Below are 13,782 nucleotides of genomic sequence, written 5' to 3'. Positions count from 1 at the left end.
ACGGCCGGGCGCCCGCCTCTTTGCCGCTTCAGGCAACGATGTCGCTCCCGGCGGCGATCTGATATTCCCGCAGGAATCGGCGGTCGATCCAATCCTTGAGGCGGAATGCAAGCCGCCCATGCCACCAGAGCCCGCCGCGCACGGCGAGCCCGGTTTCATCGCCGAGATTCATGATCCAGAGATAGCGCGCCTGCGGGGCATAGGTCTCCGCCGGCTCGCAGTCCAGGGCCGCAAGTAAATTGCGGAACAGGATCGGCGCCTCCCGGATGGCGTGGACGCCAATCCTGGGCAGTTCGTATCCCCTGATGGCGATGCAGTCGCCGCCGCCATGGACGTTGGGATCGGCAATGCTCCGCAACGTGTCGTCCACCAGCATCGCACCCCGGCCATCGACTGGAAGGCCGGAGCGTTTCAGAACAGGATTGGGCTGCAGGCCGGTGGCGTTGACGAACAGGTCGAAAGCAACCGCGGTCCCGCTTCCTTCCAGGATGGCGCAGCCGGGCTCCACCCGCTCTACCCGCGCGCCCGACTGCACACAGATGCCTCGCCGCTCCAGTATGTCGAGAACAAGGCTGGCTGCCGCGGGAGGAAGTTGGCGCAGAGGCCCGCCGCGACCGGCCAGCACGACGACTCGGACATTTCCGCCGAAGCGGCGGGCAAGCGCTTCGAGATTGGACGCGAGTTCCACCGCGGTAACACCGCCGCCGGCCACCACGATCCGTGGCGCGGACGAGGGATCGGCCGTCAACCGCCTTTCGATTTCCTCGCGGAGCCGGCAGATCTGGGCAATCGGCTTCACGCTATAGCAGCCTGGAACGCCTCCGGCACCGGGAACGGGATGCGGTTCGCTTCCCAGCGTGATGGACAGCGCATCGAAGCTGAGGGGATCGCCCCGTTCCAGATGCACCAGGCGCCGGGTCAGATCGACTTCCGTGATCCTGTCGCGGATGAAGCGGCCACCCGCCTGCCGGGTCAGCGCTTCCACATCCACCTTGTCGATCGCTGGCGTATAGAGGCCGGAGAGGACGCCGGTGGCCAGCCCCGAATACCAGAAGTGGTCCGGTGCGATGGTAACCAGCTCATGCCCGCGCCGGGCGAACTCGATGGCGTGCTTCAGCGTATAGAGCTGCGCATGTCCGGCCCCGGCCAGCACGACGCGCCGGCCGGAAGGCCGGGTCGATCCATTCATGGGACCGCTCCCGGAACAATCAGCGTCCGCACGCAACAGTCCAGCAGCCGGATTGACACACCCCCGTATGATTCAGGATATGCCAATCCGGCCGGCGCCCATCAACCCGCCTGACGCTGGGCCTTCGCATCGGCCGGCGGATCGCGCAACACATAGCCGCGCCCCCACACCGTCTCGATGTAGTTCTCGCCCTTGGTGGCGGTGGTGAGCTTCTTGCGGAGTTTGCAGACGAAGACGTCGATGATCTTCAGCTCCGGCTCATCCATCCCGCCATAGAGATGGTTGAGGAACATCTCCTTGGTCAGCGTGGTGCCCTTGCGCAGGGACAGCAGCTCCAGGATTCCGTACTCCTTGCCGGTCAGGTGCAGCGGACTGCCATCCACCTCCACCGTGCGGGCCTCCAGATTGACGGCCAGCTTGCCGGTCCGGATCAGGCTCTCCGAATGGCCCTTGGAGCGGCGGATGATCGCCTGAAGCCGGGCGACCAGCTCCCGCTTGTCGAACGGCTTCGTAATATAGTCGTCCGCACCGAAGCCCAGCCCCTTGATCTTGGCATCCATTTCGGTCAGGCCGGAAAGGATCAGGATCGGCGTGTTGACGCGGGCGGAGCGCAGACGGCGCAGCACCTCGTACCCGTCGATGTCGGGCAGCATCAAGTCGAGAATGATAATGTCGTAGTCATAGATTTTGCCGATTTCCAGGCCGTCTTCGCCAAGATCGGTCGTGTCCACGATGTAGCCTTCGGTACCCAGCATCAATTGGATACTCCTGGCCATGGACTTGTCGTCTTCGACCAACAGGACTCTCATCGTGTTCCTCACAATTCCGGTGCTGGTCCGGATATGACTGTATCCGGCGCGCAAAGGTGGAGAAGCCGGGCCAACCCCGTCCGATTGATCGACAGAAATAGGTTAACTGAGGTTAGTTCATTATGCTATCCGAAGGGAATACCCGTCGTTAATATTTTAGTGCCAGCATAAATTTGGCACAGCAATGCGCGCCAAGGAAACCGGACCCCGTGCAATACGACCCTGACCGGATTATCCAGGAAATTGAAGCTATTCCGGCGGCGCGCGTGTTCGGGCGGGTCACGTCTGTACTTGGCATGCTTGTTGAGGTCGGCGGGGTGGAACGCCGATTGTCGGTCGGCGGGCGGTGCCGGGTCATAACACGCGGCGGTCGCGTTGTGCCCTGCGAAGTGGTGGGGTTCCGCTCCGGAAGAGCGTTGCTCATGCCGTTCGGCAGCCTGGACGACATCGGCCTCGGCTGCCGGGCGGAGGTGGCAGACGGTCAGGCCGCCATCCATCCCACCCACGCTTGGCTAGGGCGCGTGATCAACGCGCTCGGGGAGCCGATCGACGGTCTTGGTCCCTTGCCCCAAGGGCCCGAGGCGGTGCGCGTCCGCAACGCCCCGCCGCCAGCCCATGCCCGCAAGCGGGTCGGCGCCAAGATCGATCTCGGCGTGCGCGCCCTGAACACCTTTCTGACCTGTTGCCGCGGGCAGCGGATGGGCATCTTCGCCGGCTCCGGCGTCGGCAAGTCCGTGCTGATGTCGATGCTGGCGCGCTACACCGACGCCCCGGTCAGCGTGATCGGCCTGATCGGTGAGCGTGGCCGCGAGGTGCAGGAGTTCCTGGAGAACGATCTCGGCCCCGAGGGGCTGGCGCGTAGCATCGTCATCGTCGCCACCAGCGATGAGCCCCCCCTGCTGCGCCGCCAGGCCGCCTACATGACCATGGCGGTAGCGGAGTATTTCCGCGACCAGGGCCAGGATGTGCTGTGCCTGATGGACAGCGTGACACGCTTCGCCATGGCCCAGCGGGAAATCGGACTGTCCGCCGGGGAACCGCCGACCACCAAGGGGTATCCGCCCACCGTCTTCGCCGAGCTTCCGCGCCTGCTGGAGCGGGCCGGCCCAGGTACCGGAGAAGGCAGCATCACCGGCCTGTTCACGGTCCTGGTTGAGGGCGGCGATATGGAGGAACCAATCGCCGACGCCGTGCGCGGCATCCTGGACGGCCATATCGTCATGGAACGGCGCATCGCTGAACGCGGCCGGTTCCCTGCGATCAACATCCTCCGATCCGTCAGCCGGACCATGCCGCACTGTAACTCGGAGGCGGAAAACACGCTGGTGACGCGTGCGCGCCAGCTCATGGCGACCCATGCCGACATGGAGGAGATGATCCGGCTCGGCGCTTACCGGCGCGGGTCCGACCCGCAGGTGGATGAGGCGATCCACTATGCCCCCGCCCTGGAGGCCTTCCTGAAGCAGCGGATCCATGAACAGAGCGACCTAGCCACCGGCTATGCCGAGTTGGGCGCGATCCTGGGCATGGATGCCGGCGGCACCGCCGCAGGCTGAGGAGAGTCGCCATGAAGGACCTCGGCCCCCTGATCCGACTTCACAAGCTCCAGGTGGATGAGCAGCGACGACAGCTCACGGAACTCCGGACGCTGCTGGAGCGGCTGCAGGAGGAGCGCAGTCGGGTGGACACCGAGTTGGCGGAGGAGCAGCGTGTCGCCGCCGGCTCCATCGTGGTTTCCATGACCTTCTCCGCTTACGCGCGGCAGATGCGGCTGCGGCGGGAGAATCTGGACCGCTCCATCCTCCAGGCCGGCCAGCGGGTGGAAGACGCGGAAGAGGCTTTGGCGGATGCTTTCCGGGAGCTGAAGCGTTACGAGCTGGCGCAGGAGGAGCGCGACCAGCGCCGCAGGCAGGAGCGCGCGAGGCGCGAAACCGGGACTTTCGACGAGATCAGCGCCACGCGCTTCCAGCGTCGCAAGGACGAGACGGATTGACCCCGGACCTCACCGCCGCGTGACAGCAATGGACCTCGCCGGTTGGAGCGTGACTTCGCACCACCGCCAACAAGCGAGGAGAAGCCACAATGACCAGCGAACGCCGCGAAGCGCCACGCGACCGCATCGACGGGTCCAGCGTGGAACGTCAGGTGCTGAACAAGCCCGTCGATCTGAATCATGCCGGACGTGACGAGCTGATGAGCGTGCGCGGGATCGGTCCCGGCCGTGCGGACGAGATCATCGCCCATCGCGATCGACACGGCCCCTTCGGCTCGGTCGAGGACCTTCAACGGTTGAATCTCGTCGATCCCGGCCAGATGTCGGATCTCAAGGACAGGCTGAAGGTCTGATCCAGACCGGCGCCGGCGCCGCGCATCCAACGTCCTATGCGAGCGCGCGCGCCGGAGCGCCGGCCAGGGTGTAAAGGCCGCGCTGGCCTTCCATGGGCTTGAACCTCTCGGTGATCCCCAGGACCGTTTCCGCCCCACCGAGATAGAGAACGCCGTCCGGGGCCAGGATGCGGGACATGGCTTCCAGCACCTTGGCCTTGGTGGGCTGGTCGAAATAGATCAGCACATTGCGGCAGAAGATCACGTCGAACTGGCCAAGCGGGCTCAGATCGTTCAGCAGGTTGAACTCCCGGTACTGCACCCGGTCGCGCAGATCCTGATTCAGTTGCCACTTGTCTCCCACCTGCTTGAAATACTTGACCAAGTGGGTGATGGGCAGGCCGCGCTGAACTTCGAACTGTGTGTAGATGCCGTTCCGGGCCTTGGTGATCATCTCGCCCGACAGGTCGGTAGCGACGATCTCGAACCGCCAGCCGGCGAGCTTCGTCCCCTCCTCGTTCAGGAGCATGGCAAGGCTGTAGGGCTCCTGGCCGGAGGAGCAGGCAGCCGACCAGATGCGGACCTGCCGCTTGGCCGCCCGCGCCTGGAGCATGGTGGGCAGCACCACGGATTTGAACTGGTCGAACGGCTTCTGGTCCCGGAAGAAGGACGACTCGTTGGTCGTCATCGCCTCCGTCATGTCCCTCAGCAGCGCCTCGTCCCGGCGGGTCCGGACCGCGGCGGCCAACTCGTCCAGACCCTTGAGGTTCCACTTCCGGGCGACCGGCATGAGCCGCGACTCCAGCAGATAGGCCTTGTCCTTGGTCAGGACCAGACCGGAGCGCTGGCGCAGCAGGGTGCAGAACATGTCGAAGTCTTCAACCTTCATGCTGCCCGCCTCGATGCCATCCTTCGGATGTGCGGCCCAATCTCCTTGAGCGGGAGCACGGCGCTGCACAGGCCGGCCGTGGCAACGGCGCCGGGCATACCCCAGACGACGCTCGAAGCCTCGTCCTGCCCGACCACGTTGCCGCCGGACTGCACCACCTGTTCGCAGCCTTTCTGACCGTCATGCCCCATGCCGGTCAGGATGACGGCCAGCACCTTGCGCCCCCAGAATCCGACGATGCTGCGCAGCATCGGGTCCACGGCCGGCCGACAGAAATTCTCCGGCGGGTCCTTGGTGAGCTGGATCGTAGGCAGGCCGTTCTTCGAGACGATCAGCATGTGGAAATCGCCGGGCGCCACATAGGCCCGCCCACCGACAACCGGTTCGCCGTCCTTCGCCTCCGTGCACTGCACCCCGCACTGGCGGGTAATGTGCTCGGCCAGGATGGTGGTGAAGGTCGCCGGCATGTGCTGGGTGATAAGGATCGGCTGGTCAATCCCGGCCTTGAGATGCTGAAGCACCTCGAACAGGGCCTGCGGCCCACCGGTGGAGCTTCCTATGGCGATCACGTCGGGCCGGATATCGACGGCCGGGCGAAGCGTGACCACCGCCGGCTCCGGCTTCAGCCGCATCGGCGTCGGCAGGGTGTAACCGCTGGTGGGCTGCGCCACGATGGTCGCGGCAGGCTGGACTGGCGGACGCGGGAGCGGCCGGGCCTGAGGCTCCCCGGCGGCGGTCGCCTTGCGCGGGTCGGCGCGCCGCGCGGCTTGACCCAGCGCCTTGACCTTCTCCGTCAGCTCGCGCTTGAAATTGTCCGCGCCGGTCAGTTCCCGCGTGCTCGACGGCTTTGGGATGTAGTCGGCCGCCCCCGCCCGCAGAGCGCGCAGCGACACGTCCGCTCCCTTCGCGGTGAGGGTGGAAGCCATGACGATCTTGACGTGCGGATCGACCTCGAGCAGGTGCGGCAGGGCCGAGAGCCCGTCAAGCACCGGCATCTCTATATCCAGCACGATGACGTCGATGGTCGGTTGTCGCTGAAGCGTGTTGATCGCCATCTGGCCGTTGGCGACGGACGCCACGACGCGGATTTCCGGATCGCTTTCCAACGCCCGCGTGATCAGCCCGCGGATCACCGCGCTGTCGTCCACCACCATGACCCGGAAAGGTTCATGGCCGGTCTGTGGTGCCCCCGTCGGCACGGTTCGTCCGGGAAGATCGGTCATCACGCGCACATATCCCGGGGCCTCAGAGCAGGCCGACCTGCTGAAACTTGGTCTGGATGATTTCGCTGTCGAACGGCTTCATGATGTACTCGTTGGCGCCGGCCGACAGGGCTTCCTGGATATGGGCCAGATCGTTCTCCGTGGTGCAGAAGATGACCTTCGGCCCTTCGCCGCCGGTCATCTTCCGGAGCCGGCGCAGGAACTCGATGCCGGACAGCACCGGCATGTTCCAGTCCAGGAGAACCGCATCGGGCATGGACCCGGCGCAGATGTCCATCGCCTGCTTGCCGTCCTCGGCCTCGTTGCAGGCGAACCCCAGCTCCTCCAGGATCTTCCGCGCGACCTTGCGGACCACGCGGCTGTCATCGACGACCAGGCAGGACTTCATAGAGGAACCTCATCCGAGGGGCGTGGTCACGCCGCTTCGATAGTGGCGAAATTCAGCAGACGGGACACTTCGAGTACGACCAGCAGGTTGCTCTTCAAGCGGTAGATGCCCCTCGACACCTCCCGCCAGCGCTGATCCATGGTCGCCGGATGGCGCTCGAACTCCTCGGCCGAGAGGGACAGAACCTCTCCGACATTGTCGACCATCAGGGAATAGAGTTCCCCCTTCAGGTCGACGACGATGCTCATCCCCTTGATGTCCGAAGGCCGCGGCGGCAGTCCCAGCCGCTTGCGGACATCCACTGCGGTGACGATGCGGCCGCGCAGGTTCAGCGACCCCGCGATCTCCGGCGGAGCCAGCGGAATGCGGGTGATCTTCTGCGGGCCCAGCACGTCCTGAACCTGCAGGACGGGAATGCCGAACATCTGGTCGGCGATGCTGGCCGTTACGAAGTCCTCGTTCCGGACCGTGTTGATTTCGGACGGCAGATTGGCCTTGGCGGCAACGGGCAGGCGGGAACTCATGCGGCACCTCTGGTCTCGGCGAGGGTATGCTGCAGGGTAAAGAGCAGCGCGTCGCGGTCGAACTTGGCGACATAGTCGGTGAAGCCGGCCTGACGGCCGCGATCCAAATCACGCGGGCTGGCATGGCTGGACAGGGCCACCAGCGGCACGGCGGCCCAGCGCTCGGTGCTGCGGACCGCGCGGGCGAAGTCCAGCCCGCTCATGCCCGGCATCTCGATGTCGGACACGATGACGTCGAACTCCTCCCCGGCCTCGCAGAGCGCCAAGGCGTCGTCCGCGTTGTCGACCGCATGGACATCATAGCCGGACACCGCAAGCATCGGGGTGAGCAGGTTGCGGAAGAACGGGCTGTCATCCACCAGCAGTATCCGGTGCGCCCTTCCATCCTCGTTCGCGTCCTGGGCGGCGGAGCCGAACCAGTCCTTGAACGCCTGGGTCAGGTAGAAGCCGGCATCAATCACGTCGGTGGCCTTGCCGGCGATGATGGCGCTGCCCAGGAAGCCCGGCCGCTCGGTGCCGAGCTCGACCTGCATCTTGTCGTCCACGATGTCGACGATCTCGTCCACCACCAGGCCCATGGAGCGGTCGCCATCGGCGAACACCACCACCGGCTGGCGGGCGCCGCGGCGGATCTGCCAGTTGGGATCGATGGGCACCAGGGGCATGAGCTTGCCGCGGTACTGCACGACCGGCGAACCGTTCGACAGCTCCACCTGATCGAGATCGATATCCTCCAGGCGGGCGACCAGGGCCAGGGGCACCGCCTTCGGGCCCTCCCCGCCAGCGGTGAAGACCAGAAGCGCCATGGTGTCCTCCTCCCGACGGGAGGTCTTGGTGGTCAGCTCCTGGGCGGTCTGGCTGTCCTGGACAGCCATTTCGCCGGTCTCCATGGCGATGCCGTTCGGGTCCAGGATCATGATCACCGAACCGTCGCCCAGGATCGTGTTGCCGGAGAACAGCTCCAGATGGCGCAGGATCGGCGCCACCGGCTTCACCACGATTTCCTCGGTGTCGAACACCTTGTCGACGATGATGCCGAACGTGTAGTTGCCGACCTGCGTGACGACGATGAAGGTCTCGCGCTTGTCCTCCTCGTCATCGCCCAGCTTGAGCAGCCGTTGGAGCGAAACGAGGGGGAGAAGCCGGTTGCGCAGGCGCAAAACCGGCGTGCCGTGGATGCGCTCGATCTTGTGCTCGCTGTCGCTGGCGGCACGGACCAGCTCGATCACGCTGATCTGCGGGATCGCGAACCGCTCCCCGCCGCACTCGACGATCAGGGCGGAGACAATGGCGAGGGTCAGCGGGATCTTGATGGTGAAGGTGGTGCCGCGGCCCTCCACCGACTTCATCTCGATGGTGCCGCCGATCTTCTCGATGTTGGTCTTCACCACATCCATGCCGACGCCGCGGCCGGACACGCTGGTGACAGCGGCGGCCGTGGAAAATCCGGGCTTCATGATGAAGCCCTGGATCTGCTGGTCGGTCATGGTGGCGAGCTCGGCCTCGGTGGCGAGACCGTTCTGGATCGCCTTGCGCTTGATCGCCTCGATGTTCAGGCCGCGGCCGTCATCGCTGATCTCGATGATGATGTGGCCGCCCTCGTGGAAGGCGTTCAGGGTGATGCGACCGGTCTCCGCCTTGCCCTTGGCGACGCGATCCGCCGGCTTCTCCAGCCCATGGTCGCCGGAGTTGCGGACCATGTGGGTCAGCGGGTCCTTGATCAGTTCCAGCACCTGCCGGTCCAGCTCGGTCTCCGCACCCAGCATCTGCAGCTCGATCTTCTTGCCCAGTTCGTGGGCCAGATCGCGGACCAGACGGGGCAGCTTTGCCCAGGCATTACCGATCGGCTGCATGCGCGTCTTCATGACGCCTTCCTGCAGCTCGCTGGTCACATGGTTCAGGCGCTGCAGCGGTGTCGCGAATTCCGAGTCCTTCTGCGCGCGCAGGATCTGGAGGAGCTGGTTGCGGGTCAGAACCAGCTCCGAGACCATGGTCATCAGGTTTTCCAGCAAATCCACATGCACGCGGATCGTCTGGTTGGCGAGGGCGGATTCCTTGGCCTCTCCGGCCGGGCCGTGATCCACCGCCTCGGCGCGGACCGGTTCCTGCGGATGGGCGGGCGGGGCAGCCTCCGCCACCGGCGCAACCTCGCGCGTTTCGGCCAGGGATGCGGCGGCGGCGGATGCCGCGAGCACTTCCCTGCTGGCGGGAACGGGAACGAAGCCGAACTCATCCTCTTCCGGCTCGGCCGGTGCGGGGGGCTCCACGGGCTCCGCTGCCGACGCTGCGGCGGCCTTCGGAAGCTCACGCCCTTCGGCCATGGCATTCAGACGGTTGATCAGATCCTCGTCGGACCCCGCCGGCTCCGCCTCGGTCTGCTCCAGAACGGACAGGATGTTCTTGATGGTGTCCAGCGATTCCAGGATCAGGGTCACGGCATAGGGTGTGACCTCCAGTTCCCCGTCGCGGAACCGGCCCAGGACGTTCTCCGCGGCATGGGCGACCGATTCCAGCCGGGGGAGCCCCAGGAACCCGCAGGTTCCCTTGATGGTATGAACCAGGCGAAAGATGTTGCTGAGCAGGTTCGGATCGTTCGGGTTCTGCTCCAGCCGCACCAATTCGACGTCGAGAACGGCAAGATTCTCATTGGTTTCGGTGAGGAACTCGCTCAGCAGATCGTCCATGGTCCTCGCCCCAGTCGGGTTTTCGCCGTTATTGAGCCTGTCTCTGGTCGTTCCGGTGCCGTCCCCTGGTTGCAGCGGGTAGCGGGCCTCCGGCGCCACCATGGATCATGGCGCAATGGTGTTAAATACACCTTACTATAACCCGATGGATAGCATATCTGCTTTCCATCGGGCTGGGCGAGATTACCCGTTCGTTCGGGAAAGAACCACTTTCTATATTCGGTCGCGGACAGAACCGTGCGCCGAGCTACAGAAAGGCGCCGGCGATCCGGCTTTCCTCCGCCTCGACGACGAAAACGTATCTAGACCAGCGGTGCGCCGGATTGGGGCAGGACCCGGATGGCCACACGCCCAGGTTCTTCCGCCTCGATGGCGAGGCCTAAACCATATGCGGCCGCAATGCGCCCCGCGGCATAGCCAAGGACAGCGCGCGGGGTCAGATCATCCTCCACGCTTCCGCCTTCCAGAGCGGTTCGCACCTCTTCGCGAACGCTGGCGGCCCGTCCCTCCCCCGCGAGACGCACGCCGCCGCTGCCGGCGGTCAGGGTCAGGGCTCCCCCTTGGGGCATTGCCTCATCGGCAAGGAGAACAGCGCAGAGAAGCACTTTCATGAAGCCACGGGGCGTCTCCGGAAAGCTGGCGGCGCTCCAGACGAAGCGGACCTTCCCGCCGCGGAACCAGCCTTCGATGACCGCCCGGATGTCGCCCAGGCCCAACGTATCCTGGGCGCCGGCTGCGCCGAAGGCTAGGCGGAACATCTTCAGCCGGCGGGAAGCGATCTCGGCGCTTTCCGATACCAGATCGAACGCGTCCTCCGAACCGGCAAGGCCGCTCTCCTCGATCAGCTCGACTCCGTTGTTGATCGCGCCGACCGGACCCACCAGATCATGGCAGAGGCGGGAGATGAGCAGTTCCATGGCGCGGACGCCGATCATGGCTGGCATGGACGGTTCCTTCCCTGGCTTGGCCCCGTCCGGGGCGGGCCGCCGCATCCTGGGCGGCTGACGGTGAGTATGGCTCGCGGGAGCGCCCGGACGGTTATCACAGGGCGCGATGCAGACGAAGGAGAACCGTACACGTGACCGATTTCCTGTCGCCGGGAAGCATAGTGCGTCATCCGGAACAACCCGACTGGGGCCTGGGGCAGGTCCAGTCCGTTATCGGCAACCGGGTGACCGTCAATTTCGAGCATGTCGGCAAGCTGTTGATCAACACGGCCGTGGTTTCCCTCGCAGTGGTCGATCCGGACGATCCCTCGCTCCTGCCTGAGAACAGAAGCTGAGCCGAATCCATCCCGACTGGAGCGGTTGTCGATCTTCCTCCCCGCGCCTTACCTTCGTCCTGTCGCGGCCGACGGCAGGTCCGCGCCGTTACGCTGTGCGGGTCCGGGCCGCCGCATTATGAATGAGCCAGCATGACCGACCGGTCTCCCCTTGACGGCGACAGCCGCCATCTCGACTTCGTCCGTGCCCACACGGCAATTGGTCGCGCGCCACTGCTGCCCGAGTTGCGCCTCCACCTCGCAACCGAGATCACGCCGCTCTGGGAAGCGACGGAGGCGTGGCTGGAGCGGAACGGCGTGCCGCCGCCCTTCTGGGCCTTTGCCTGGGCCGGCGGACAGGCCCTGGCCCGTCATGTGCTGGATCATCCGGAGATCGTCCGCGGCAAGCGCGTGCTGGACTTCGCGACCGGCGGCGGCCTGGTGGCGCTGGCCGCCGCCAAGTCCGGCGCCGCCCATGTCATGGCAGCGGAGATCGACCCGTTCGCCATCGCGGCGACCCGGCTGAATGACGCCCTGAACGGGCTTGCGGTGGAAACCACCTGTCAGGACCTCATCGGCAGTCCGCTGCCCGGCATTGATGTGCTGCTGGCCGGCGACATCTGCTATGAGCGCCCCTTGGCCGAGCGCGCGCTGGCATGGTTCAAGGCGGTGGCGGCCACCGGAACGCTGGTGCTGATCGGCGACCCCGGCCGCACCTATCTGCCCCGCGAGGGGCTGGAGCATCGAGCCACCTATATCGTGCCCACCAGCCGCGAGCTGGAAGACCGGGAGGAGCGGGAAACCAAAGTCTGGCGGGTGCCGCCCGGCTGAACGGGCCGTCTCCGCCCGCGCAGGAAATCGGCACGCAGCTTGTCTGCTGCCAAGCACCCCATTACTAAGGCTGCACGCCTGCAACGGAAGTCCACGCCCATGCCCTATGCCTCCCTCCGTGAGTTCATCGCCCGCCTGGAAGAGACAGGCCGCCTCGTCCGGGTGCGGGAGCCGGTTTCCACCGTGCTGGAGATGACGGAGATCCACACCCGCCTGCTGGCGGAAGGCGGGCCGGCCGTGTTGTTCGAGAACCCGATCAAGGCGGACGGCACCCGTAGCGATATGCCGGTGCTGATCAACCTGTTCGGCACGGTGGAGCGTGTGGCCTGGGGCATGGACCGGGAGCCGCATGAGCTGCGCCAGGTCGGCGAGACCCTGGCATTCCTGAAGCAGCCGGAGCCGCCGCGCGGCCTGCGGGAGGCGTTCGACCTGCTGCCGCTGGCGAAGACGGTGATGGCCATGCGGCCGGGCAATGTATCCCGCGCGCCCTGCCAGGAGGTGGTGCTGACCGGCGATCAGGTGGACCTGTCCCGCCTGCCCGTCCAGACCTGCTGGCCGGGGGAGCCGGCGCCGCTGATCACTTGGCCGCTGGTGGTGACCAGGGGGCCCAGCGACAAGCGGGAGGATGCCTTCAACCTGGGCATCTACCGCATGCAGGTGCTGGGGAAGAACAAGACCATCATGCGCTGGCTGAAGCACCGCGGCGGGGCGCAGCACCATCAGCGCTGGAAGCAGGCCGGCAAGCGGGAGCCGCTTCCCGCCGCCGCCGTGCTGGGCGCCGATCCCGGCACCATCCTGGCCGCCGTGACGCCGGTGCCGGATACTCTGTCCGAATACCAGTTCGCCGGCCTGCTGCGCGGCAAGAAGGTGGATCTGGTGGACTGCAGGACCGTACCCATCAAGGTTCCTGCCACGGCGGAGATCGTGCTGGAGGGCTATGTCTCACTGGACGAGTACGCCGATGAGGGGCCGTATGGCGACCACACCGGCTATTACAACAGCGTGGAGCAGTTCCCGGTGTTCGAGGTCACGGCCATCACCATGCGCCGCGATCCGATCTACCTCTCCACCTTCACCGGCCGCCCGCCGGACGAGCCCAGCGTGCTGGGAGAGGCGCTGAACGAGGTCTTCATCCCCCTGCTCCAGCAGCAGTTCCCGGAAATCGTGGATTTCTGGCTGCCGCCCGAGGGGTGCAGCTACCGCATCGCCGTGGTCAGCATGAAGAAGGCCTATCCCGGCCATGCCAAGCGCGTGATGATGGGCGTCTGGTCCTTCCTGCGGCAGTTCATGTACACGAAGTGGGTGATCGTCGTGGACCATGACGTGAACGCCCGCGACTGGAAGGATGTGATGTGGGCCATCTCCACCAAGATGGACCCCGCCCGCGACATCACGGTGATCGAGGGCACGCCCATCGATTATCTGGACTTCGCCAGTCCCGAATCCGGCCTCGGCGGCAAGATCGGGCTGGATGCCACCGATAAGCTGCCCCCCGAGACCCACCGCGAATGGGGCGAGGTGCTGCGCATGGACCAGGGCGTGGTGGATCGGGTCAGCGAAATCTGGGGCAAACTGGGCCTGCCGGGAGCGGGAACGCCGATCTGGAAATAGTCCTGCCTGACCGATGACGTCGGCGCGTGGATGGGTGTTAAGCTCCGG

14 protein-coding genes are annotated in these 13,782 nt (G+C 65.6%); 6 read left to right on the top strand and 8 right to left on the bottom strand.

Going from position 1 to position 13,782, the window contains the following annotated elements:
• Window positions 1–28: 28 nt before the first annotated feature.
• Both DOL89_RS25460 and ctrA read right to left on the bottom strand, forming a co-directional pair.
• Window positions 29–1,189 (bottom strand): NAD(P)/FAD-dependent oxidoreductase, encoded by a 1,161-nt coding sequence (locus tag DOL89_RS25460; RefSeq protein ID WP_119678081.1) that lies wholly within the window; start codon window positions 1,187–1,189, stop codon window positions 29–31.
• A gap of 101 nt (window positions 1,190–1,290) precedes the next feature.
• Entirely contained in the window at window positions 1,291–1,998 is a 708-nt protein-coding gene (ctrA, locus tag DOL89_RS04605; RefSeq protein ID WP_119678080.1) for a response regulator transcription factor CtrA, read from the bottom strand.
• Between the two features lie 209 nt (window positions 1,999–2,207).
• On the opposite strand from ctrA, the gene fliI reads away from it, so the two are divergent.
• The 3 genes from fliI (at window position 2,208) to DOL89_RS04590 (ending at window position 4,344) form a co-directional block, all read left to right on the top strand.
• Window positions 2,208–3,554 (top strand): flagellar protein export ATPase FliI, encoded by a 1,347-nt coding sequence (gene fliI, locus DOL89_RS04600; RefSeq protein WP_119678079.1) that lies wholly within the window; start codon window positions 2,208–2,210, stop codon window positions 3,552–3,554.
• 11 nt (window positions 3,555–3,565) lie between these two features.
• A complete protein-coding gene (locus tag DOL89_RS04595) occupies window positions 3,566–3,991 on the top strand; it encodes a flagellar FliJ family protein (protein ID WP_119678078.1) in 426 nt (141 codons plus the stop codon).
• A gap of 89 nt (window positions 3,992–4,080) precedes the next feature.
• Window positions 4,081–4,344: a ComEA family DNA-binding protein gene (locus DOL89_RS04590; RefSeq protein WP_119678077.1), complete on the top strand. Its 264-nt coding sequence runs from the start codon at window positions 4,081–4,083 to the stop codon at window positions 4,342–4,344.
• A gap of 34 nt (window positions 4,345–4,378) precedes the next feature.
• On the opposite strand, the gene DOL89_RS04585 is transcribed toward DOL89_RS04590, so the two are convergent.
• From DOL89_RS04585 to DOL89_RS04560, 6 genes are all read right to left on the bottom strand, one after another.
• Entirely contained in the window at window positions 4,379–5,212 is an 834-nt protein-coding gene (locus DOL89_RS04585) for a CheR family methyltransferase (protein WP_119678076.1), read from the bottom strand.
• Window positions 5,209–6,435 carry a protein-glutamate methylesterase/protein-glutamine glutaminase gene (locus DOL89_RS04580; protein WP_119678075.1) on the bottom strand — a complete coding sequence of 409 codons (1,227 nt, stop codon included), beginning with the start codon at window positions 6,433–6,435 and terminating at the stop codon, window positions 5,209–5,211. The genes DOL89_RS04585 and DOL89_RS04580 overlap by 4 nt, the downstream gene beginning before the upstream one ends.
• Window positions 6,436–6,457: 22 nt before the next feature.
• Window positions 6,458–6,823 carry a response regulator gene (locus DOL89_RS04575; RefSeq protein ID WP_119678074.1) on the bottom strand — a complete coding sequence of 122 codons (366 nt, stop codon included), beginning with the start codon at window positions 6,821–6,823 and terminating at the stop codon, window positions 6,458–6,460.
• 26 nt (window positions 6,824–6,849) lie between these two features.
• A complete protein-coding gene (locus tag DOL89_RS04570; protein WP_404813487.1) occupies window positions 6,850–7,248 on the bottom strand; it encodes a chemotaxis protein CheW in 399 nt (132 codons plus the stop codon).
• Between the two features lie 95 nt (window positions 7,249–7,343).
• Entirely contained in the window at window positions 7,344–10,031 is a 2,688-nt protein-coding gene (locus tag DOL89_RS04565; protein ID WP_119678072.1) for a hybrid sensor histidine kinase/response regulator, read from the bottom strand.
• A gap of 302 nt (window positions 10,032–10,333) precedes the next feature.
• Window positions 10,334–10,975 carry a histidine phosphotransferase family protein gene (locus DOL89_RS04560; RefSeq protein ID WP_162937329.1) on the bottom strand — a complete coding sequence of 214 codons (642 nt, stop codon included), beginning with the start codon at window positions 10,973–10,975 and terminating at the stop codon, window positions 10,334–10,336.
• A gap of 134 nt (window positions 10,976–11,109) precedes the next feature.
• On the opposite strand from DOL89_RS04560, the gene DOL89_RS04555 reads away from it, so the two are divergent.
• The 3 genes from DOL89_RS04555 (at window position 11,110) to DOL89_RS04545 (ending at window position 13,734) form a co-directional block, all read left to right on the top strand.
• Window positions 11,110–11,313: a DUF3553 domain-containing protein gene (locus DOL89_RS04555; protein WP_119678070.1), complete on the top strand. Its 204-nt coding sequence runs from the start codon at window positions 11,110–11,112 to the stop codon at window positions 11,311–11,313.
• Between the two features lie 132 nt (window positions 11,314–11,445).
• A complete protein-coding gene (locus tag DOL89_RS04550) occupies window positions 11,446–12,123 on the top strand; it encodes a class I SAM-dependent methyltransferase (protein ID WP_119678069.1) in 678 nt (225 codons plus the stop codon).
• A gap of 99 nt (window positions 12,124–12,222) precedes the next feature.
• Complete coding sequence (locus DOL89_RS04545) at window positions 12,223–13,734, top strand: UbiD family decarboxylase (RefSeq protein ID WP_119678068.1); 1,512 nt, start codon at window positions 12,223–12,225, stop codon at window positions 13,732–13,734.
• Window positions 13,735–13,782: the final 48 nt, after the last annotated feature.

This window comes from Indioceanicola profundi, from assembly GCF_003568845.1.
GTDB classification, from domain to species: domain Bacteria; phylum Pseudomonadota; class Alphaproteobacteria; order Azospirillales; family Azospirillaceae; genus Indioceanicola; species Indioceanicola profundi.
This window is presented reverse-complemented; position numbering and strand designations above follow the sequence as displayed.